This is a genomic window from Nocardia sp. NPDC059764 (assembly GCF_042732555.1).
Classification (GTDB): Bacteria; Actinomycetota; Actinomycetes; order Mycobacteriales; family Mycobacteriaceae; genus Nocardia.
Genome location: NZ_JBHWHH010000131.1, coordinates 1 through 20,899 on the forward strand (window position 1 = coordinate 1; position 20,899 = coordinate 20,899).

22 protein-coding genes and 2 pseudogenes are annotated in these 20,899 nt (G+C 69.9%); 16 read left to right on the plus strand and 8 right to left on the minus strand.

Annotated elements, in window-relative coordinates; translation table 11 throughout:
• On the plus strand, positions 1 to 544 hold a 544-nt coding region (locus tag ACFV4K_RS25070; RefSeq protein ID WP_379278140.1), incomplete at its 5' end, for a class F sortase.
• Positions 545 to 631: 87 nt separating this feature from the next.
• Positions 632 to 1,255, plus strand: coding sequence for a VOC family protein (locus ACFV4K_RS25075; protein ID WP_379278142.1), 624 nt, complete (start codon positions 632 to 634; stop codon positions 1,253 to 1,255).
• A gap of 12 nt (positions 1,256 to 1,267) precedes the next feature.
• Here ACFV4K_RS25075 and ACFV4K_RS25080 read toward each other — a convergent pair whose 3' ends face one another.
• Positions 1,268 to 2,308 (minus strand): NAD(P)-dependent alcohol dehydrogenase, encoded by a 1,041-nt coding sequence (locus ACFV4K_RS25080; RefSeq protein WP_379278144.1) that lies wholly within the window; start codon positions 2,306 to 2,308, stop codon positions 1,268 to 1,270.
• Positions 2,309 to 2,369: 61 nt separating this feature from the next.
• Complete coding sequence (locus tag ACFV4K_RS25085; RefSeq protein ID WP_379278145.1) at positions 2,370 to 3,101, minus strand: hypothetical protein; 732 nt, start codon at positions 3,099 to 3,101, stop codon at positions 2,370 to 2,372.
• A gap of 260 nt (positions 3,102 to 3,361) precedes the next feature.
• On the opposite strand from ACFV4K_RS25085, the gene ACFV4K_RS25090 reads away from it, so the two are divergent.
• From ACFV4K_RS25090 to ACFV4K_RS25130, 9 genes and pseudogenes are all read left to right on the plus strand, one after another.
• Positions 3,362 to 3,877, plus strand: coding sequence for a DUF6907 domain-containing protein (locus ACFV4K_RS25090; RefSeq protein WP_379278146.1), 516 nt, complete (start codon positions 3,362 to 3,364; stop codon positions 3,875 to 3,877).
• A 122-nt stretch (positions 3,878 to 3,999) separates the two neighbouring features.
• Positions 4,000 to 5,961 (plus strand): DUF5615 family PIN-like protein, encoded by a 1,962-nt coding sequence (locus tag ACFV4K_RS25095; RefSeq protein WP_379278148.1) that lies wholly within the window; start codon positions 4,000 to 4,002, stop codon positions 5,959 to 5,961.
• Positions 5,962 to 6,194: 233 nt separating this feature from the next.
• A pseudogene (locus tag ACFV4K_RS25100) lies at positions 6,195 to 6,431 on the plus strand (FAD-dependent monooxygenase); the annotation flags it as partial.
• Between the two features lie 125 nt (positions 6,432 to 6,556).
• Positions 6,557 to 6,706 (plus strand): annotated as a pseudogene (locus ACFV4K_RS25105) (methyltransferase); the annotation flags it as partial.
• Between the two features lie 38 nt (positions 6,707 to 6,744).
• Positions 6,745 to 6,888, plus strand: coding sequence for a hypothetical protein (locus ACFV4K_RS25110; protein WP_379278170.1), 144 nt, complete (start codon positions 6,745 to 6,747; stop codon positions 6,886 to 6,888).
• 172 nt (positions 6,889 to 7,060) lie between these two features.
• Positions 7,061 to 8,281: a cysteine desulfurase family protein gene (locus tag ACFV4K_RS25115; protein WP_379278149.1), complete on the plus strand. Its 1,221-nt coding sequence runs from the start codon at positions 7,061 to 7,063 to the stop codon at positions 8,279 to 8,281.
• Positions 8,282 to 9,403, plus strand: a complete 1,122-nt coding sequence (gene mnmA / locus ACFV4K_RS25120; RefSeq protein ID WP_379278150.1) for a tRNA 2-thiouridine(34) synthase MnmA — start codon at positions 8,282 to 8,284, stop codon at positions 9,401 to 9,403.
• On the plus strand, positions 9,400 to 9,879 hold the full coding sequence (locus tag ACFV4K_RS25125; RefSeq protein WP_379278152.1) for a hypothetical protein: 480 nt from the start codon (positions 9,400 to 9,402) through the stop codon (positions 9,877 to 9,879). The genes mnmA and ACFV4K_RS25125 overlap by 4 nt, the downstream gene beginning before the upstream one ends.
• Entirely contained in the window at positions 9,872 to 10,909 is a 1,038-nt protein-coding gene (locus ACFV4K_RS25130) for a methionine synthase (RefSeq protein WP_379278153.1), read from the plus strand. The genes ACFV4K_RS25125 and ACFV4K_RS25130 overlap by 8 nt, the downstream gene beginning before the upstream one ends.
• Positions 10,910 to 10,912: 3 nt before the next feature.
• On the opposite strand, the gene ACFV4K_RS25135 is transcribed toward ACFV4K_RS25130, so the two are convergent.
• Positions 10,913 to 11,467 (minus strand): TetR/AcrR family transcriptional regulator, encoded by a 555-nt coding sequence (locus ACFV4K_RS25135; RefSeq protein WP_379278155.1) that lies wholly within the window; start codon positions 11,465 to 11,467, stop codon positions 10,913 to 10,915.
• 109 nt (positions 11,468 to 11,576) lie between these two features.
• Here ACFV4K_RS25135 and ACFV4K_RS25140 point away from each other — a divergent pair, with 109 nt between their 5' ends.
• Entirely contained in the window at positions 11,577 to 12,425 is an 849-nt protein-coding gene (locus ACFV4K_RS25140) for an SAM-dependent methyltransferase (RefSeq protein ID WP_379278157.1), read from the plus strand.
• A 22-nt stretch (positions 12,426 to 12,447) separates the two neighbouring features.
• Here ACFV4K_RS25140 and ACFV4K_RS25145 read toward each other — a convergent pair whose 3' ends face one another.
• Positions 12,448 to 12,834: a hypothetical protein gene (locus tag ACFV4K_RS25145; RefSeq protein ID WP_379278159.1), complete on the minus strand. Its 387-nt coding sequence runs from the start codon at positions 12,832 to 12,834 to the stop codon at positions 12,448 to 12,450.
• A 43-nt stretch (positions 12,835 to 12,877) separates the two neighbouring features.
• Positions 12,878 to 14,119 carry an ATP/GTP-binding protein gene (locus tag ACFV4K_RS25150; protein ID WP_379101584.1) on the minus strand — a complete coding sequence of 414 codons (1,242 nt, stop codon included), beginning with the start codon at positions 14,117 to 14,119 and terminating at the stop codon, positions 12,878 to 12,880.
• A 268-nt stretch (positions 14,120 to 14,387) separates the two neighbouring features.
• Here ACFV4K_RS25150 and ligA point away from each other — a divergent pair, with 268 nt between their 5' ends.
• Both ligA and ACFV4K_RS25160 read left to right on the plus strand, forming a co-directional pair.
• Positions 14,388 to 16,445: an NAD-dependent DNA ligase LigA gene (gene ligA, locus ACFV4K_RS25155; protein ID WP_379278167.1), complete on the plus strand. Its 2,058-nt coding sequence runs from the start codon at positions 14,388 to 14,390 to the stop codon at positions 16,443 to 16,445.
• A 127-nt stretch (positions 16,446 to 16,572) separates the two neighbouring features.
• Complete coding sequence (locus ACFV4K_RS25160; RefSeq protein ID WP_379278169.1) at positions 16,573 to 17,088, plus strand: GNAT family N-acetyltransferase; 516 nt, start codon at positions 16,573 to 16,575, stop codon at positions 17,086 to 17,088.
• Positions 17,089 to 17,225: 137 nt separating this feature from the next.
• Here the strand turns inward: ACFV4K_RS25160 and ACFV4K_RS25165 are convergent, their stop codons facing one another.
• The 3 genes from ACFV4K_RS25165 to ACFV4K_RS25175 all read right to left on the minus strand — a co-directional run bounded on the left by ACFV4K_RS25165 (position 17,226) and on the right by ACFV4K_RS25175 (position 18,799).
• The gene (locus ACFV4K_RS25165) at positions 17,226 to 17,357 is read right to left on the minus strand and encodes a hypothetical protein (RefSeq protein WP_379278160.1); all 132 of its coding nucleotides are present in this window, start codon (positions 17,355 to 17,357) and stop codon (positions 17,226 to 17,228) included.
• A 159-nt stretch (positions 17,358 to 17,516) separates the two neighbouring features.
• Complete coding sequence (locus ACFV4K_RS25170) at positions 17,517 to 17,936, minus strand: hypothetical protein (RefSeq protein ID WP_379278162.1); 420 nt, start codon at positions 17,934 to 17,936, stop codon at positions 17,517 to 17,519.
• Positions 17,937 to 18,148: 212 nt separating this feature from the next.
• Positions 18,149 to 18,799: an amino acid-binding protein gene (locus ACFV4K_RS25175; protein WP_379278163.1), complete on the minus strand. Its 651-nt coding sequence runs from the start codon at positions 18,797 to 18,799 to the stop codon at positions 18,149 to 18,151.
• A gap of 245 nt (positions 18,800 to 19,044) precedes the next feature.
• On the opposite strand from ACFV4K_RS25175, the gene gatC reads away from it, so the two are divergent.
• Both gatC and gatA read left to right on the plus strand, forming a co-directional pair.
• Positions 19,045 to 19,344, plus strand: coding sequence for an Asp-tRNA(Asn)/Glu-tRNA(Gln) amidotransferase subunit GatC (gene gatC / locus ACFV4K_RS25180; RefSeq protein ID WP_357096144.1), 300 nt, complete (start codon positions 19,045 to 19,047; stop codon positions 19,342 to 19,344).
• On the plus strand, positions 19,341 to 20,810 hold the full coding sequence (gatA, locus tag ACFV4K_RS25185; protein WP_379278165.1) for an Asp-tRNA(Asn)/Glu-tRNA(Gln) amidotransferase subunit GatA: 1,470 nt from the start codon (positions 19,341 to 19,343) through the stop codon (positions 20,808 to 20,810). Before gatC ends, gatA begins: the two co-directional genes overlap by 4 nt.
• Positions 20,811 to 20,899 lie beyond the last annotated feature (89 nt).

Sequence of the window (20,899 nt, forward strand, 5' to 3'; positions counted from 1 at the left end):
GGTCTCGGGGTGCGGTTCCTCCGGCGGTTCGGACGCGCCGTCGACCTCGCGGGTGCCGACCACGGTCGCGGTGAAGACGGCCGGGTCGATCGCCCGGTCCACCCCGGTGTCGTTCGCGATTCCCTCGATCAATGCCGCCGGATCGCTGATCTCGGTGGGGCTCAATGCCGATGGCTCGGTCCAGGTGCCCGCCGACTATCAGCAGGCCGCCTGGTACCAGCAGGGTCCGGCCCCGGGCGAGCAGGGCTCGTCGGTCATCCTCGGCCACGTCGACTCCTACAAGGGCCCGGGCGTGTTCTTCGCCCTGAAGAAGGTCAAGAAGGACGACATGATCGATGTGACCCGCGCCGACGGCAAGATCGCGCACTTCAAGGTCACCGATGTGCGGATGTACCTGAAGTCGGAGTTCCCCGACCAGACCGTGTTCGGCCCTCGTGGCGGCGCGACCCTGCAGGTCGTCACCTGCGGCGGCGACTTCGACAAGAACGCCAAGAGCTATCTGTCGAATGTGGTCGTCTTCTCCTCGCTGGACTCGGTGACCTAGCCGGGAGTGCGGGAGCCCACCGCGCGGTCGCGGACTGATCAGGAATCGAGAAGCACTGGTCAGGCCCGCGACCGTAGCGTCGTGGACATGACCTCCATCGAATTCATCACTCTCGATGTCGCCGATCCCGAGGCGGCCGCCCACTTCTACGCCACCGCCTTCGGCCTGGACACCGAGCTGCGGTTCCGCGTCGCCCAGGAGCCCAGCACGGGCTTCCGCGGCTACACCCTGTCCCTGACCGTCGCCCAGCCCGCGGACGCCGACGCCTACCTCGACGCCGCCGTCGCCGCGGGCGCGACGGTGCTGAAGCCCGCGGCCAAGTCGATGTGGGGCTACGGCGGCGTGATCCAGGCCCCCGACGGCGCGATCTGGAAGGTCGCCACGTCGGCCAAGAAGAACTCGGGCCCCGCGACCAAGCGTTTCGAGTCCCTGGTCCTGCTGCTCGGCGTCGCGAATATCGGTGCGAGCAAGCGCTTCTATGTCGATCACGGCCTCCCCGTGGCCAAGAGCTTCGGGCCCATGTACGTCGAATTCGACACCGGCTCCGGCCAGATCAAGCTGGCCCTCTACAAGCGCCGCGCCCTCGCCAAGGACGCGGGCGTGCCCGCCGACGGCACCGGCTCCCATCGGCTCACCATCGGCGGCTCCGAAACCTTCACCGACCCCGACGGTTTCGCCTGGACACCGGTCACCCAGCCTGCCGATCGGTGATCCGCGGCGCGGTCAGGGCACGATGACGGCGCGGCCCCGCAGCGTGCCCGCCGCGAGTCGCCGATAGGCCTCAGGCGCTTCGTCGAGGCCGAATCGCTCGACCGCGATCTCGAGCACGCCCTCGTGTGCGAGGTCGACCAGTTCGATCAGCTCGCTGCGGGAGCCCCAGTACGGTGCGCTCACGGCCGCCTCGTAGGGGCTGATCCCGAATCCGACTCGCGCCGCGGACTTTCCGTCGCCCAGCCCGACCAGGGTGACGTCGGAGTCCACGCCCGCGACCGCCATGGCGATGTCCAGGGTCGGCTGATATCCGACGAAGTCCAGCACCAGGCTCGCGCCGCGCCCGCCGATGATCTTGCGGACCTGCTCCGCGGCCCGATCGTCCGACAGCACCGCCTCGTGCGCGCCAACGGATTTCGCGAACTCGAGCTTCTCCTCGGTCACGTCCAGGGCGATGACGCGGGCGGGGGACAGGTGCCGCAGCAGCTGGATCGCGACGTGCCCGAGCCCGCCGCTGCCGATCACGACGGCCCACGAGCCCGCCCGCAGTTTCCCCAGCGACCGTTTGATCGCGTGATACGGCGTGAGCCCGGCATCGGTGAGCGGCACCGTCGCCACCGGATCGAGGTCGCCGATCGGCACCAGATGCCGCGCCGAATCCACGATCATGTACTCGGCGATGGCCCCCGGCGCGCCCAGGCCGGGCGGGAAGATGCCCAGGTCCGCGGCCCGCGAGCAGTAGTTCTCCAGGCCCTGTGCGCAGAACCAGCAGGTCCCGCAGCCCCACGGCCCGTACACCACGACGCCGGCGCCCACCTCGAGCCCGCTCACCCCGGCCCCGAGCGCGGCGACCGTGCCCGCGCCCTCGTGCCCGAGGGTAAGCGGCAGCGGGAATCGGAACGCCTCGGCGGGCAGCGACATCACGAAATCGTCGGAGTGGCACACGCCCGCGGCGGTCACCTTCAGCAAGACCTGCCCGGGACCGGGTTCCGGCGTGGGGATTTCGCGAACCTCGGGTTCCTGCCCCACGGTGACATATTGCAGTGCCTTCATATCGCCTACCTCTCGGTCGAGCGACTGGATCGTGCACCGTCACAGGGCGGCGGTTCCGAGACTACCGGCCGCCCTCCGGGGCCCGGCTCAGTCCCAGGCGTAGGTGCCGTCGAGCAGGGCTTCCAGCAGCGGGCGGTGCATGACGAAGTCGTCGCGGTCCTCGGGTTCGGTGGTCTCGCCGAAGTGGATCATGCGCCGCCAGCTGCGGGCCATGACGATGCCGTGGCGCAGCGCGGCGTACAGGAGAGGTGCCAGTCGGCCAGTTGCGCTCGAGCCAGTCGAAAGCGCCCCGCCCGGCGACGCGGCCCATGACGAAGAACGGCGAGCCGAGCACGCCGGGATCGGTTTCCAGCCAGTGCAGTCCGGGCAGCGGCGCGTCGATCGCGTCGGCCACACCCGACATGACGGCGAACTGCGTTTCCAGATCGTAGGTTTCGAACAGCGGGAACGAATCCGCCTCGGGCGCGAGCCGCGCCACGAACCGCGCGCCGCGGGATTCCCCGCCGACGCTCCACTGGGCATCGAAAGGCAGTGTGGCGCTCGACATCCCGCCGCCCTTGGGCTTGACCAGGCCGGTGACCCGCGGCGTGGCGTCGACGCGGGTAGCCAGCCACTGTTCCAGCCGCACCGTCAGCTCATCGTTGTCGCGGTCGGAAACCGTGCGTTTCCAACTCTGGTCGGGCGCGGGGGCGGAGATCTGCGGAGTTCCTCCTGGGGCGAAGAGCGGGTAAGCCGAGCCGTCTCGGGCGACTGTAACGCGTTCTAATTTCATGGCGAAACTGCCACGGCACATGCTCCGGTAGGTGCGACTCAGGTTGATATTCAGGGTTTTCCGCTATTTGCCCGAGATGCCCGGAAATCGTCACTTGATGTAACACGTATCAGATTGATAAATGTGGCGCGCCGGGCGCGGGTTGCGTTTTGTGTTCAGGTTCGCATTTGCTACGCGGTTTCCGCGCGAGTTGTCTACCGTCATGAATGCGCGCCGGTCATGTGGCCGACGGAAGGGGGCGGGGCGCAGTGACAACAGGATTGGCTTGTCCCAGTTGGTGTATGGCGCACGATGAGACCGATCTACCGGGAGTCGACAGCGGGGGAACGCATTTCGGCCTGATGCTCGACGTCGATGACGTATCAACTTCGGCATCAGCGGGTTTCGTGCAGCTGCGGGCAACTGGTGAGGAGCTGCGGCACCGGCGGGTGGACCTGGTGTTCGCCCCGCATCTGTGGGTCGAGATGACCGACGAGCAGGCCTCCGATATCGCGCGGGCGCTGTGTGCCGGAGCGGCGCTGTGCGATCGGACCGCCGACTCCCCGGCGCGCTGTCCGGCCTGGTGTCGCTGCCACGACGATCCCGAGGGCTGGGTGCACTACGGCCCGAAGCGGGTGGTGGAGGTGTCGGGGGAGCTGCGCTCGGTGGAGATCCAGCTGTGCGCCTTCAACTGCGGCCACGACCGCAGGCTCATCATCGAATTCACCGTCGGTCACGACGAGATCGTGGAATTCGCCCCGGCCGCCGCGCGCCGGATCGCCGCCCATTTGATGGAAGCCGCCGACCTGCTGGGTTGACGGCCCGGCTTGTCGACGGTACGGCCGGGTATTCGCCTACGATAGCTGATGATTTGCGAGCTGTGGTCGCTTGCGTTCGTGCATGGGCCTGATCGTTCCTTCTCACGGCAAAGGGGATCGGTGTGCGAAACATAGGTTTGTCCAGTTCGGTCCGGTTGCGCAGGGCGGCGCTCCTCGGCTGCTCCGCGGGCCTCGGCGTCGCCGTGCTGGTGACCCCGGCGCAGGCCCAGGTGTCCGGGGCCGAGGAGATCGGCCAGAAATATGAGCAGTTCGGCGGCGCCGGATCCTTGCTCGGCAACCCGTCCGGTGCGGTCCACGAGGTGGCGGGCGGCGCGGTCCGCGACTACGCGGGCGGCGCGATCTACTACTCGCAGCCCACCGGCGCGCATGTCCTCTACGGCGACATCCTGACCGACTATCAGCGGTTCGGCGGGCCCGGCGGTGATCTCGGTTTCCCCACCAACGACGAATCGATGACGCCCGGCGACACCGGACGGTTCAACGACTTCTCCGCGCCCGACGGCGCGGCCATCTACTGGACGCCCCGGCGGTCGTGGGTGGTCCGCGGTCCGATGCTCGCGGCCTACCGCACATTGGGCGGCCCGGCTGCCGAGCTCGGCTTCCCGGCCGCCGCCGCGACCGTCGACGCCGACGGCACCGTCACCCAGAAGTTCACCGGTGACAACGGCGCCGCGGAGATCTCCTGGAACCCGCAGCGCGGATTCGCCACGGTACCAGGCGGTTTGGCTGCCAGGCTGGCTGGCTTGTCGGTTCCGGGCGTGGCCGGTCAGCTCCCCGGCGGCACGGTGAACCTGCCGGAGGGCTCGGTGAACCTGCCCGACGGCAAGGTGCGGCTCCCGGACGGATCGATCCGTTTGCCAGACGGTAGCTTCCAGCTGCCGAATGGGAACATGGTGCTGCCGGACGGCTCCATCAAACTCTCCGACGGCTCGATCACCTTGCCGGATGGCGCGGTTCGGCTGCCCGACGGTTCGCTGCGGTACACGAACGGTCTGATCCGCATGCCGGACGGTGCGTTCACGCTGCCCGAAGGCGCGGTGCGGCTGCCCGACGGCACCGTGCAGATGGCCGACGGGTCGATCGTGTTCCCCAGTGGCGGAGTGAAGCTGGCCGACGGCTCGTTCAGCCTCCCGGGGATGTCGGCGCCGAGCACCGACAAGGCCGAGGGCTGGTTCACCAAGTTCAAGAACAATCTGGGCTGGTGGTGGCTGCTCGCGCTGCTGGCCATCGCGGCCGCGATCATCGGACTGCTGGCGCTGCCGGTGTGGGCGTGGCGGAAGTTCCGGGGCAGCAACGGATCGGGCCGCTCGGGTGCGACAGTCGGCGCGACCCGGCCGGTGATGGATGCGAAGGGCGCCGCCGCGGATGTGCGGAGCGGCGGGGTGCGCATGACGGGTGGCGGCGTCGAGCCGCGGGGTGGCGGGCTCGATGTGCAGGGCACCGCGTTCCGGGACGAGGGCGCCGCCGTGCGCGCCGGCGATCTCGGGAGGAAGGCGGGTCTGGCCGGCGCGGGAGCGGCTGCGGCGGGAGCCGCCGGTATTTCCGGGCTCGGCAGGCGGGCGCGGATGACCAGCAGCGCGCCGCTGGTCGCCGACCCCGAGATGGACTCGATGCTCCGCGGTCTGGGTGACGGCGCCGTCCTCGACATCACCTACGGCGAAGCGTTGCAGGGTCTTTCGCCGGTGGTGGTCGGCACCAAGCTGCTGGTCGACGAGAACCTGAGCCCCCGGCTGGCCGAACGGCTGGAGGCCGCGGGCTACGACGTGGCGCACGTGCGCGATGTCGGCCTGTTCGGTGGCGACAATCGACGGGCGCTGGAGCAGGCGAAGTCGAGCGGCCGTGCCCTGGTGACCGCCGAGCGGACCTACATTCCCGAGCTCGTCGTGGGCACGTCGGTGCCGAGCGTGGTGCTGCTGCACTCGGCGGACGCCACGGTCGACGATCAGGTGACGGTGCTGAAGCAGGCGCTGCCGCGACTGAATCAGCTGCTGTCCGGTGGCGCCCTGGCGGTGCTGTCGGAGCAGCGGATCCGGGCGTGGCGTCTGCCGTCGTCGCGCGGCTAGGCTCGAATTCACCAGTTCTCCCGGGGCGCTGGTGCCGATGCGTTCGCATGGGCGCCGGTGCCATTTCTTTTGTGCGACTTGTCCTTTTTGTAAAAATTGCGTTGCGCGCCCGCGACGCGTGATGCGAAGCAATCCCCTATTCGACTCGTCAAGCCCAGCAGCATCGGCCCGGCATTCGTCTGCGTCACCACTTTCCTTTCGGTTGGGACGGTTACGTGAACAACGTGGAGTCGATGGGTCGCGAGAATGGCGACATCGACACCGAGGTAGTCGTTTTGGGCGCGGGACCCGCGGGCCCGGTCCTGGCGAATCTGCTGCTCACGGCGGGCATCGCGTGCACGGTCCTGAAGTGGCGGAGTCGACACTGGGTCGAGAACCGTTCCCGGGCAGGGTTTTTGGCACCGGACGCGGCGGCGGTGCTGCGCGCGCACGGGCTGACGGGTGCGGCGGCGGCCACGGGGTGGCCGCGCCCGCGGTTCCGGCCCGCACCGCGGTCCGCGATCACGGGATCACCTGGCTGGCACTGCTGGTCCAAGCGCCGCCGAGCTCGCCGAACGTCCTCTACGGCGTGCACCCCGACGGTTTCGTGGGCCAGATGCCGCGCACCCCCGACATCACCCGCTACCTGCTCTCCCGGGTCCGGCACGACCGGGACGACGAACGCTGCCGCACCCTCCTCGTCCGCTGCGCCGCCGCCATGGCCGCCCACGCCCGCCTCTTCGTCATCGAACGCCTCCTCCCCGACGACGACGCCCCGTCCCTCGCCCCGCCTGGGACGTCCACATGCTCTGCAATGTCGGCCGCCGCGAACGCACCCTCACCCACTACCGCGACCTCACCGCCACCGCCGGCCTCGCGGTGGATCGGGTCCGCTCGTTGCCCTTGGACTTCTCGATGATCGAGCTGAGCCGCCCGCCCGGCCGCTGACGGTCTCGATCGTGTCGGCGGTTTCCGCTGTCAGCGCGCGATCGGCGGGCTGGCGGCGGCGGCGGGCTTCGCCGTCGGCGAGGGGATCGTCGAGGACCTGTTCGACTGGTGAACCGGCCCGCGGGTATGGCGGGAATAGCGACGCGACGGCGGCGGCTATCCTTGGACGGTCATGAAGTCGGCTTTCCCGGGTCCGGTCGGTGCCCAGACGGTCTACCTCGATCACGCGGCGACTACCCCGATGTTCCCGGTCGCGGTCGAGGCCATGTGTGCTGCCCTGGGGGTGACGGGGAACGCCTCGTCGCTGCACGGGTCGGGGCGCGCCGCGCGGCGGCTGCTCGAGGAGGCTCGGGAGTCGATCGCTGCGGGGCTGGGGGCGCGGCCCTCGGAGGTGATCTTCACCTCGGGCGGGACCGAGAGCGACAATCTCGCCGTCAAGGGGATCTACTGGGCGCGGCGGGACGCCGACCCGAAGCGGAACCGGATCCTGGTGAGCGCGGTCGAGCATCACGCGGTGCTGGACACCGTGGAATGGCTCGAACAGCACGAGGGCGCGCGGATCACGTGGCTGGAGTGCGACGCCGAGGGCGTCGTGTCGCCGCGCACGCTGCGGGCCGCGCTGGCCGCGCACGCCGAGGACACGGCGCTGGTCAGTGTCATGTGGGCCAACAACGAGGTCGGGACGATCCAGCCGATCCGGGAATTGGCCGCGGTGGCACAGGAGTTCGACGTGCCGATGCACAGCGACGCGGTGCAGGCGGCCGCCCAACTGCCCATCGATTTCGCGGGCAGCGGGCTGGCGGCGGCCAGTTTCGCCGGGCACAAGGTCGGCGGGCCGCACGGGGTCGGGGTGCTGCTGCTCGGTCGGCAGGTGCCCGCGGTGCCGCTGCTGCACGGCGGCGGGCACGAGCGGGATCTGCGCTCGGGCACCTCGGACGTCCCCGCGGCGGTGAGCCTGGCGGCCGCCCTCCGCGAGACCGTGGCGGGCCTGGAGCTGCGCGCGGTGGAACTGGAGCGGCTGCGGGACCGGCTCATCGACGGTGTGCGCGCCGTCGTGCCGGAGGCGGTGCTCAACGGCGGGACCGGTGAGCGACGGCTGCCGGGCAACGCCCACTTCACGTTCCCGGGCTGCGAGGGCGACTCGCTGCTGATGCTGCTCGACGCCGCCGGGATCGAATGCTCGACCGGATCCGCGTGCAATGCCGGAGTCGCCGGACCCTCCCATGTGCTGCTGGCCATGGGCGTGGAACCGGGCCGCGCGCGGGGATCTCTGCGATTCTCATTGGGACACGATTCGACCGACGCCGATATCGATGCCCTGCTGGCCGCGCTGCCGCAGGTCGTGGAGCGGGCGAAGGCGGCCGGACTGGCCGGAGCGAAGGGAGGCTTCTAGATGCGAGTACTTGCCGCGATGAGTGGTGGCGTGGATTCCGCCGTGGCGGCCGCCCGCGCCGTGGACGCCGGACACGAGGTGGTCGGCGTGCACCTGGCGCTGTCGGCGAGCCCGGGCACGCTACGCACAGGATCGCGCGGCTGCTGCTCGAAGGAGGACGCCGGTGACGCCCGGCGCGCGGCCGACGTGCTCGGAATCCCGTTCTACGTCTGGGATTTCGCGGACCGGTTCAAGGAGGACGTGATCGACGACTTCGTCGCCGCGTACGCCGCCGGCGAGACCCCCAACCCGTGCCTGCGCTGCAACGAGAAGATCAAGTTCTCCGCGCTGGCCGACCGCGCGGCGGCGCTCGGTTTCGACGCCGTCGTCACCGGGCACTACGCCCGCCTCGAGGACGGCGTGCTGCGCCGGGCCGTGGACGCGGACAAGGATCAGTCGTACGTGCTGGCCGTGCTGACCGCGGATCAGCTGTCGCGCGCCATGTTCCCGGTCGGCGACACCCCGAAGCCGCAGATCCGCGCCGAGGCCGCCGAGCGCGGGCTGGCCGTCGCGAACAAGCCCGACAGCCACGACATCTGCTTCATCCCCTCCGGCGACACCCAGGCCTTCCTGGGCGCGAAGATCGGTATCCGCCCGGGCGCGGTGCTCGACGCCGACGGCACCAAGCTCGCCGACCACGAGGGCGTGCACGGATTCACCATCGGCCAGCGCAAGGGTCTGGGCCTGCCCGGCCCGGCCGCCGACGGCAAGCCGCGCTACGTCACCGGCATCGACCCCGACACCGGCGACGTGCACGTGGGCTCGGCCAAGGACCTGGAGGTGTGGACGGTGCTCGCCGACCGTGCCATCTGGACCTCGGGTGAAACCCCTTCCGGCCCCATCGAATGCGTCGCCCAGGTGCGCGCCCACGGCGGCACCGCCCCCGCGGTCGCCGAGGCCGTCGACGGCGGCCTGGTGGTGCGGCTGCGAGAGCCGCTGACCGGGGTGGCCCGCGGCCAGGCCGTGGTCCTCTACCGCCCCGACACCGACGGTGACGAGGTGCTGGGCAGCGGCACCATCTCCGGCACCGAACGCGAACCGCACTCGTACGCGAGCGAACTGGTCACGGATAGCGCCCGGTGAGCGACCGTCCCTCGCGCAGCGGCGCGAAGTCATATGTGGCGCCACAGATCCGGCCCGTTCTCGGTGGCCGGATCGTGTGGCGCACCGGTCTGGCGCAACCGGCCGGTCTGCGGCCCAAGCGCGGCCCCGGCAAGGTCCGGCTCGGCAAGGGCGCCACTCGGGCCTCGGCCGACCCGGTGGGGCAGCCCGCCCGCGCCGACACCGGCGAATTCCAGCCCGGCGAAGCGCAACCCGGCCCCGAGGGCCCGCACGACGCCGCGACCGGACCCTCGTCGGACCGCAACCCCGACCATTCCGGACGCAAGCGCGCCGTCACCGTTCGGGTCGCCCCCTACGCCGAACGCGGCCGCATCCCCACCGGCGCGCCCGCCGAGGGCACCGCGGGCAAGACCTGGGACTGGTTCGTCAACACGACCTGCTGGGACTGGTACACGAACTCGAGTGGAAAGACCGATCGCGGCGATGCCGGTGAGTGACAACGCCTTCGCGCTGCCGGGCGGCATCGCGACCGGCGTCGGCTCGTGGCCGGGCACCGACCCGCGCGAGGCGGCGGCGACCGTGGTGGGGGAGCTGGGTCAGCTGCCGCACCTGGTCGAACTGCCCGCTCGCGGTATGGGCGCGGACATGATCGGACGGGTCTCCGGGCTGCTGGTGGACATGCAGTTCGACAGCACCACCCGCGGATACCGGCTGGGCGCGCGGCCCGGCGCGGTCTCGCGGCGCGCCAACGACCTGTTGCGCACCGACTTGGACGCGCTCGAAGAGGCCTGGGAGACCGGCGGTTTGGCCGGATCCGGTCACCCGGTGAAGGTGCAGGTGGCAGGCCCGCTGTCGGTGGCCGCGGAGGTCGAACTGCCCGGCGGGCATCGCATCCTCACCGATTCCGGTGCGCTGCGCGACCTTTCGGAGTCCCTGGCCGAGGGCGTCGCCGACCATGTCGCCGAAGTCTCCAAGCGGCTCGGCACCCAGGTGATCCTCCAGATCGACGAGCCTCACCTGACAGCCGTCCTGAACGGGACGCTGAGGGGTGTGAGCGTGCTGAACACGGTGCGCGCCATGCCCGAACCCGAGGCCCTGCACGTGCTCGACACCGTGGCCGCGCGGCAGTCGGTCCCGGTCCTGATCCACTCCTGCGCCGACCGCCCGGCCCTCGGCTTCCTGCGCGAGTCCGCCGCGAGCGCGATCGGGTTCGACCTGGCCGCCATCGGCACCCGGGACCTGGACCGCATCGGCGAATTGCTGGACGCCGGAAAGCATCTGGTCCTCGGCCTGGTCCCCGCCACCGAACCGGCCAAGCCGGTCACCTGGCGTGACATCGCCGAACCCGGTGTCCGCCTGATCGACCGCCTCGGCTTCCCCCGACGTCTGCTCGCCGACCAGATCCTGGTCTCCCCGGCCTGCGGCCTGGCCGGCGCCTCCCTGTCCTGGGCCCGCCGCGCGGTGAGCCTGGCCGCGGAGACCGCCCGCGCCTACGCCGACGAGCCCGACGGCCTCACCTTCGAGTAGCCGCTACATCCGCTCGACGATGTCGAGCGCGATGGCCACCGCCGCCGCATTGCTCTCCTCGTCGGACAGCTCGAGGTCTCCCATCATGGACAGACTCCAGCTGATGGCCAGCAGCGCCTGCCGGGCGTGGAACACGGTCAGCGGGTCCCGGCTCGGCGCGCTCATCAGGTCCGCCAGCACCCGGAACTGGTAGCGCAGGCTCGTCCCGAACCCGAGGTCCCGGAACGCGGGCTGGTTCTCGTGCCAGAACCGGATCATGTCCTTGCCGAGACTGTGCAGCAGCGCCCCGTACCGGATCACGATCTCCCGCGCGCGCTCCCGCCCCTCGGGCGCGGCCTCGGCCCACGTCACGATCTCGTCGACGCCGCCCCGCAGATCCTCCGACAGACTGGCGACGATGTCTTCCTTGGTCCGGAAGTGGTAGTACAGCGCGGCTTTCGTGACTCCCAGGCGTTCGGCGATCTCCCGCAATGAGGTCTTCTCGTACCCCCGCTCGGAGAACAACTCCATCGCGACGGCCCGAATCCGCTCCCGCGTGTCACTACGACGCCCGTCCATCGAATCCCTTCATTTTGCTTGACGCCCGGCAAGGGAAAAGCCTAGCGTCTTCCTCACCGCCAGATACCTAGCCGGGCGGCAAGTTAATTCACGCTCGGGGAGTAGCGAAATGACCGATTCAATAGCGAAAGTGCCGGTCGACGGCGTAGCCATGACCGCTATCGGGGTGGCCGTCATCAGGGCGCGCGAGTCCGACCGCCTCGACCGCCTCTACGACGACCCACAGGCCGCAGCCTTCGTGGCCGCCGCCCGCACGGGTTTCGACCCGGACCGCTGGGCTCGTGTGGAAGCCGTGGCCGACCAGTTCTACGAGGGCCGCACCGTCGGCGTACACCTGGTCGACGACCGATTCCGCGAGGCGATCACCGCGGGCTGCACCCAAATCGTCCTGCTGGGCGCAGGTTTGGACACGCGCGCCTACCGCATGCCCCTCCCGCGGGACACCCACGTCTTCGAGATCGACCTCCCAGAACTCTTCGCCTTCAAAGAGCCCGTCCTCGCCACCATCCCCGCCACCCCCACCTGCCACCGCCACGTGGTCGTCTCCGACCTCCGCGACGATTGGCAAACCCCATTGCTGGCAGCCGGTTTCAACCCGAGCATCCCCACCTACTGGGTAGACGAAGGCTCCCTCGGCTACCTGAACCAGTCCTGGAACCAGCGTGTGGTCCGCACCCTCACCGAACTCTCCGCCCCCGGCAGCCGTTTCGGCGCGGCTCGCTACGTCGTCGACCCCGACGCTCCGCGGTACCGCGACCTCCGCCGCCTGGTCGCCGGTGACCACGCCCCCGATCCGGCCCCCATCACCACGTCCCAGGACATCGACGTCCAGTCCTGGCTCGACTCCCTCGGCTGGTCCACCGAGTTCCACAGCTGGAACGACCTGACGGCCCACCTCGACCGCCCGGTCGGTCCCCTCGACCCCCGCATCGGCAATATCGCGGCCGTCCGCCGCTGACGATGACCCCGTGGCCGGAGGATCAGCCCTGATCCTTCGGCCGCTTCGAACCGAAGTACGGACGGGCGCCCGGGTGGCCGAGCTGCCATTTGTCGGGCTTGCCGGTGGGGTAGGCGACGGGGATCTGGTCGCCGATGGACGGCCACTGGGTGACGTCCCAGGCGAAGCGGCCGTAGACCTCGTGGGCGAAAACGGTGGGGCCGGAGATGCTGCCGCTGATGGTGACGTACTGCTCGCCGGGTTCGGCGGGGCGGGGGCTGACGCCGGTGACGTGGAGGGTGCCGGATTCCAGTTCGGCGGGGGCGCCGAAGCCGGGGAGGGCTCCGCCGCCGTTGGCGCGGCGGTAGTACATCACGGTCGCGGCCAGGGCGCCGCCGATCAGCAGGACGAACGCGAGCTGGATGAGCATGGAGTCCATGCTAGGCGGCGTCGCGTCCGGCCCCGGGCAGCGGCTAGTGGGCGGTGAGTTCGGAGACGCCGTGGTGGCGGCGGAGCTGCCAGACCGTGGTGCGCTTGGACTGGGAGCGGCCGTTGCCGCGGTCGATGAGGGTGCGGTTGGCGGTGGTGAACACCAGTTGTGCGCCCTGGGTATTGGTTTCGGGGTTCTGGAACAGCTGGATGAGGCTGTCGGCGGTCTCGGGGGTGAGGGCGGCGTCGATATCGTCGACCGCCAGCACTCCGCCGGTGTCGAGGGCGTCGAGCATGGGCGGGAGCAGGCGCAGCATGGCCAGGGTGGCGCTGGACTCGTCGGCGATGTCGAAGGCGGTCTCGATGCCCTCGTGGGTGAGGCCCAGGCCGACACCGCGGCGGGCCACCATACGGGAGTAGAGGGCGTCGCGGGCGGCGTAGAGGTTGGCCAGTTCGCGCTGCAGCAGGGTGACGGTGATGCCGTGTTCGAGGAACATCTCCTCGGCGTAGTTGGCCGACACCGTGCAGTTCTCGATTTCCTTTGTGGTGGACGAGATGTCGGTGTCCAGGTCACGCAGGTAGTCGGCGTACATGGGATCGTCCGAGGGCAGCAGCAGATCGGTGATGCCCAGGTCCGCGCCGCGCAGCAGGGTCAGCAGCCGCACCGCGTGATCGGTGGAGCGGGAGATGTGCGAGCCGACGCGGTGCGCGATCTCCTGCGGATCCGGTTGCCCGCATTGCACTTCCAGCAGCGACTGGAACCAGCGGTAGGCCGGCACCAGCGGTTCGGCGTACAACTGCCCGGACAGGCTGAGCAGCAGCGCGTTCGGCCGCACCAGCGGCACCACCGCTCCCAGGCCGTACCGGGCGGCCTCGAACATGGGCCCGATCCGGATATCGTCCCCGGCGCGTTCGAAGACCACCCGCTTGCGATTGTGCGGATGCGAATGCAGCCATTCCGCCGCCACATCGGCATTGTCGAGCCGGAATCCGTAGGTGTACGGGCAGCCCTCGGCGACGAAGTTGGCCACGAATTCCGAAGGGCGATCCGAGAATCCGAGATGCGGGGTGCGGTCGGGCCCGGAGTACGGGTCCCACCCGGTGACCGAGTTCAGCACGGCGTCGCGCATACGGTCGAGCGCGTCGATGAGGCCGGTCTTGCCGGTGGCGGCCGCGCCGTACACGGCGGTGACCGGCGTGGCGACCGGTCCGCTACCCCGGGTCAGCCGCAGCTCCTGCGGTTCGGCGAGGGACCGATGGTTCGTCACCTGAAAACTACGCAACACCCTGGACATCCTGCCGGTCGCGGGTCGGAAATGCGACTCACCTTATTCGGACGTGGCGGTCGGATTGCGGGCGGGCCGCGAATGACGCTGCGCGACAGCGCCAACGGTCGCGTGCGAGGGCCGCGAGGTGCTCGCCGCGACCCGGCGATGAGTCGTTCCGGTCCCGCGCGAATGCGGCTCGACGTGCGGGAATGTTTGATCGAACCTGTCGGTGGGGCGGGATAGAGTGCCTCCTGTGAGCGAATCGGGCAGCGAATCGGGCAAGGAGATCACCGCGGCGAGCGGGGACGAGCGGGTCGAGTGGCAGCGGCTGGCGGAGGAGGTTCGCGACCACCAGTTCCGCTACTACGTGCGAGACGCGCCGATCATCACCGACGGTGAGTTCGACGAGCTGTTCAACCGGCTGGTGGCGCTCGAGGAGTCGCATCCGGATCTGCGGACTCCCGACTCGCCGACCCAGCTGGTCGGGGGCGGCTTCACGACGGCGTTCGCGCCGGTCGATCACCTGGAGCGGATGTACTCGCTGGACAATGTGTTCAACGAGGACGAGATGCGGCAGTGGATCGCCAAGGTGGAGGCCGACGCCGGCACCGACCTGCACTACGTGTGCGAGGTGAAGATCGACGGCGTCGCGCTGAACCTGGTGTACGAGGACGGCAGGCTGGTGCGCGGCGCCACCCGCGGCGACGGCCGCACCGGTGAGGACGTCACCCTCAATGCCCGCACCATCGAGGACATCCCGCACGAGCTGGTGCACAGCGACGAGTTCCCGGTGCCGAAGCTCCTCGAGGTGCGCGGTGAGGCGTTCATGACGCTGGCCGACTTCGAGGCGCTCAACGCCGCCATCGTGGCGGAAGGCAAACCACCGTACGCGAATCCGCGCAATACCGCGGCCGGCTCGCTGCGTCAGAAGGATCCGGCGGTGACGGCCCGGCGTCGGCTGCGCATGATCTGCCACGGCTTCGGCCGCCTGGAGGGTTTCGCGCCGGAGTCGCAGCACGAGGCGTATCGCGCGCTGGCCGCCTGGGGGCTGCCGGTGTCCGCGCACACCGTGCGGGTGCAGGGCGCGGACGCGGTGGTCGACCGCGTCAACTATTGGGGCGAGCACCGCCACGACATCGAGCACGAGATCGACGGCCAGGTCGTCAAGGTCGACGAGTTCAGCCTGCAGCGCCGCCTGGGCGCCACCTCGCGCGCGCCGCGCTGGGCCATCGCCTACAAGTACCCGCCGGAGGAGGCCACCACCAAGCTGCTCGACATTCAGGTGAATGTCGGTCGTACGGGCCGGGTTACGCCGTTCGCGGTCATGCAGCCGGTGACGGTGGCGGGCTCCACGGTCGCCATGGCGACGCTGCACAATGCCTCCGAGGTGCAGCGCAAGGGCGTGCTCATCGGCGACACCGTCACCATCCGCAAGGCCGGTGACGTGATTCCCGAGGTGCTCGGTCCGGTGGTGGACGCGCGCGACGGCTCCGAGCGCGCCTTCGTGATGCCCACACACTGCCCCGAGTGCGGCACCGAGCTGGCCCCCGCCAAGGAGGGCGACGCCGATATCCGCTGCCCCAATCAGCAGCACTGCCCGGCACAGCTGCGGGAGCGGGTGTTCCACGTGGCCGGTCGCGGGGCGTTCGATATCGAGGCGCTGGGCTACGAGGCGGCCATCGACCTGCTGAAGTCGGGCGCGATCGCCGACGAGGGCGATCTGTTCGCCCTCGACGAGGCGACGCTGCTCACCACCACGCTGTTCACCAACAAGGCGGGCACGCTGTCGCAGAACGGCAAACGCCTGCTGGAGAATCTGGAGTCCGCCAAGGATCGCCCGCTGTGGCGCGTTCTGGTCGGCCTGTCCATCCGGCACGTGGGTCCCACCGCGGCCCGCGCCCTGGCCACCGCCTTCGGCAGCATGGACCGCATCCGCGAGGCCTCGGCCGAGGAACTGGCCGCCACCGACGGCGTCGGCCCGACCATCGCCGCCGCGGTCACCGAATGGTTCACCGTGCCATGGCATCTCGACATCGTCGACAAGTGGGCCGCCGCCGGCGTCCGCATGGAGGACGAGCGCGACGAGTCCGTCGAACGCAACCTCGAGGGCCTGTCCATCGTGGTGACCGGCTCGCTGCAGACCTTCACCCGCGACGGCGCGAAGGAAGCGATCCTGGTCCGCGGCGGCAAGGCCGCCGGATCCGTCTCCAAGAAGACCGCTTTCGTGGTCATCGGCGACTCGCCCGGTTCCAAGGCCGACAAAGCGGAGGAACTCGGCGTCCCGATCCTCGACGAGGAAGGCTTCGTCAAACTCCTCGCGGGTGGCCCCGAAGCGGTGTCGTAGCGACCGCCGTGTACCGGTGCGGAGCGTGCCCGTGCGCTGCCCGCGCCGGTGGGTGTTCGAGGCCGAGCCCTGGAAGCCGGAGCGGCGGGATGACGGTGTGGGATCGATCGAGGACGGAGTTGTGGTGATGGGCGCGGACGGTGACGCCGTGGTGATTCGGGATGCCGAGGTCGGAGATTTCGCCGCGGTCGGTGAGTTGACCGTCGAGGTGTACGTGGGCGAGGGGCATGTGAATCCCCAGAGCCTGTACGTCGCGGAGCTCGCCGACACCGCCACCCGCGCGGCGTCGGCGGAGATCCTGGTGGCCGTGCGCGGCGGGGAGCTGCTCGGCTCCCTGACCATGGCCCGGCCGGGCACGCCGTTCGCCGATATCGCCCGGCCCGGGGAGCTGGAGTTCCGGATGCTCGCGGTGTCCAAGCGCGCCCGGGGCCTCGGCATCGGCCGCGCCCTGCTGGAGCGGGTGATCGAGACCGCCCGCGCCGAGAGCTTCGACGCGGTGGTTCTCACCACCATGCCGACCATGCGGGACGCTCGCCGCATGTACGACCGGTTCGGTTTCGCGCATGTGCCGGAACGCGATTGGCACACCGATTCGGGGCTGCCGCTCACGGTCATGCGCTTCGGGGTCGCGGCGGGGGACTGACTCCGGCTCGCCGTCAGTTGCGCGGATCGCCCGGTCGATAGGACCGGGCCCGTCGGGGCGTGGCGGACCGGCTCGGCCGTTCGGGGCCGAGTCGGCCAACCTCGCGGACCCGCGGGGATGTCTCCCGCGGGCGGGGCTCAGGTCAGCACGCCGTCGATGCAGAGTGATGCGGTGCGCCAGGTCGGTGTGGGCCGCGCCCCGTCGAAGGTCCATCCGGCGATGGGTTCGGCGGCCTTCCAGAGCAGCACGTCTCCGGAGACCCGGACCACCTGGTGCACGTCGTCGGTGCCCGGCGACGGCCAGGGCGGCGATGGTCAGGGGCGCGGCGGCTGCCCGCCCGAAGCGTCGCGAGCCGCGCCGCGTGGTGGCCGAGGTAGAGCGCTCGGTGGTCGAAGTAGGCATGGTGGCTCCCTGGTCTCGGTGCGTGGTCAGCAGTGGCCGGCGAGCGGCGGACAGACGGTGTAGCCGGAACCGTCCTGCTTCCAGGTCGGTGTCCAGGTGGCCGGGTTGCCGCCGCCGACCTGGTTCGGCGGTTCGCTCGGCGGCCGGACCGTGCCGGGTCGGCGCGGGTGCTGGTTCTGGAGAACGGGATTGACGTCGGTGTGGTTGAAGCCGAGCGGATCGCGGGCGTGGATGCCGTCGTCGTCATTGCCGTAATTGACGACGCCGGGCCGGTTGCCGCGGTCCCCGGACGACCTCGACGGGTCGGAGATTCCGGGTGAATTGCCGCCGTGTGTGGACGGTTCGGCGGATGCCTGTCCCGCGGCGAGCACGGCGGCGCCGGCCAGTGGGGCCAGGATCAGGCCGATGATGCGGAGGTGGGGTCGTGGTCGACGGGCGTGCTGCATGGCGTCATTGCCTCTCTGCGCGGCGTCTCGGCCGTTCCTTATCTACTAAGTCAGAACGTAGATGATCTACGTAGGTGAATAGTAGATAAAACCTGGGAATCTACTGAGTTACTACGTAGGAAGCGGCGGGCGCGTGGCGGCCCGGCAATGCGAAACGCCCCCATCGGATCTCCGGTAGGGGCGTGAAAACGCGAGGTGAAAGCGGGTGCGGCTCAGCCCAGCACGGTCGCGACGATGCCGGCCAGGTAGCCCAGCCGAGCCACCTCCGAGGGCCGGAAGTCCGGTCCGCCCGGGCGGCCCAGCAACAGCACCTTGCCGGTGTTGCCGAGTGGCGCGGCCGCCAGTTTGGTGTCCATGTCCTTCCATAGCTCCGGCACCCAGTCGGCGTCACCGTCGAGCACCGACGGCTTCTCCAGGGGCATCCACGGCGCGGAGGCGGCCTGGGTGGACGGCGCGCTCTGGGAGCCCACCACCCGGTAGGCGCCCTGCGGGCCCATGTCGATCACTGTCGACCAGCCGACCCGCAGCACCCGGGGCGCACCGTCGACGAGCACCTGCAACCGGTCGTCGCGCGCATTGGCGACCTGGTCGATGAGCTCGAGTTCGCGGTGGGTGTCGAGGATCCCCGAGTACGGCCGCAGCGAATCCACTTGGACATCGTGCAGCGATTCGGCGGCGGTGATGAGGGTGTCGGGCAATGCGCCCGTCGGCACCTCGACGACGATGTCGTCGATCGCGAAGCCGTCGCCGCGCTCGACGACATCCAGCGAGAGGATATCCGCGCCAACGGAACCCAGCGCCAGCGCCAGCGATCCGAGACTCCCCGGGCGATCCGGAAGTTGCACGCGAAGCAGGTATGACACGTGCCTTCCTTTCTTTACTGTGCGACCGAAACTTTCCGACGGGTACCCGAGTCCCGCAATACTTACACCCTCGAGAGCCCGTTATCGAATCGAAGCATCTGCTGTGACGCGGGCCACTTACCCGTGGGTCACACATTGATGGTGCCAGGTCCGGCGCGTACCTGCGACCGGTGGCCGAAGGCGAACCCACTAGGCTGTCGGATGGCCAATCACCTAGCTCGAACCATGCCGAAAGGGGTCCCGCGGTGCCCGCCATCTCCAGGGACGAGGTAGCCCACCTCGCCCGGCTGTCCCGGCTCGCTTTGACGGACGACGAACTCGATCTGTACGCCGGTCAGCTGGATTCCATCCTGACCCACGTCGCACAGATCTCGCAGGTCGCCGCCGCCGATGTGCCCGCCACCGCATCCCCGAATCCGGAGACCAACGTGACGCGCCCGGATGTGCCGCGGCCGTGCCTGACTCCGGACGAGGCGCTCGCCATGGCCCCGGCCGTCGAGGAGCAGCGGTTCATGGTTCCGCAGATTCTGGGAGAGGGCGAATGACGGACCTGACCAAGCTGTCCGCGGCGGAACTCGCGGACAAGATCCACGCCCGCGAGGTGTCCTCGGTCGAGGTCACCGAGGCCCACATCCGCCGCATCGCCGAGGTCGACGGGGAGATCAACGCCTTCCTGCACGTCGCGGGCGAGCAGGCGCTGGTCACCGCCGCCGAGGTGGACCGCCAGGTCGCCGCCGGGACCGTGGCCTCGCCGCTGGCCGGTGTTCCCTTGGCGCTCAAGGACGTTTTCACCACCGTCGACATGCCGACCACCTGCGGGTCGAAGATGCTCGAGGGCTGGGTGTCGCCCTACGACGCGACGCTGACCACCAAGCTACGCGAGGCGGGCATCCCGATCCTCGGCAAGACGAACATGGACGAGTTCGCCATGGGTTCGTCGACCGAGAACTCGGCCTACGGCCCGACCCGCAATCCCTGGGACACCGAACGGATTCCGGGTGGTTCGGGTGGTGGCTCGGCCGCCGCGCTGGCCTCCTACCAGGCTCCGCTGGCGATCGGCACCGACACCGGCGGCTCGATCCGCCAGCCCGCCGCGGTCACCGCGACCGTCGGCACCAAGCCGACCTACGGCACCGTGTCCCGCTTCGGCCTGGTCGCCTGCGCGTCCTCGCTGGACCAGGGCGGCCCGTGCGGTCGCACCGTGCTGGACACCGCGCTGCTGCACGAGGTCATCGCCGGGTACGACCCGCGTGACTCCACCTCCCGCAATGTGCCGGTGCCGCCGGTGGTCGCCGCCGCCCGCGAGGGCGCCAAGGGCGATCTGTCGGGCCTGAAAGTCGGTGTGGTGCGCGAGCTTCACTCCGACAGCTACCAGCCGGGCGTCCTCGCCTCCTTCGACGCCGCGGTCGCGCAGCTCAAGGAGCTGGGCGCCGAGGTGATCGAGGTGTCGTGCCCGCACTTCGAGTACGCGCTGCCCGCCTACTATCTGATCCTGCCGTCGGAGGTGTCGTCGAACCTGGCGCGCTTCGACGCCATGCGGTACGGCCTGCGCGTCGGCGACGACGGCACCCACTCGGCCGAGCAGGTCATGTCCATGACCCGTGAGGCCGGCCTGGGCCCGGAGGTCAAGCGCCGCATCATGATCGGCACCTACGCGCTGTCCTCGGGCTACTACGAGGCCTACTACGGCCAGGCCAACAAGGTCCGCAATCTGATCGCGCAGGACTTCGACAAGGCCTACGAGACCGTCGACGTGCTGGTCTCGCCGACCAGCCCGTTCACCCCGTGGAAGCTGGGCGAGAAGGTCAACGACCCGCTGGCCATGTACCTCTCGGACCTGTGCACGCTGCCGACCAACCTGGCCGGGCACTGCGCCATGTCGGTGCCGTCCGGGCTCAGCGCGGACGACGGTCTGCCGGTCGGTCTGCAGATCATGGCCCCGGCCCTGGCCGACGACCGGCTCTACCGGGTCGGCGCGGCCTACGAAGCGGCCCGCGGCCCGATCGCCTGACCGAGTAGCGCCGGCGAATGCGATGAACCGAAAGACGCGCAACGCCGTCCGGTGACTTGTGGGGTACCCTCGATCGCGCCCTCCGACGC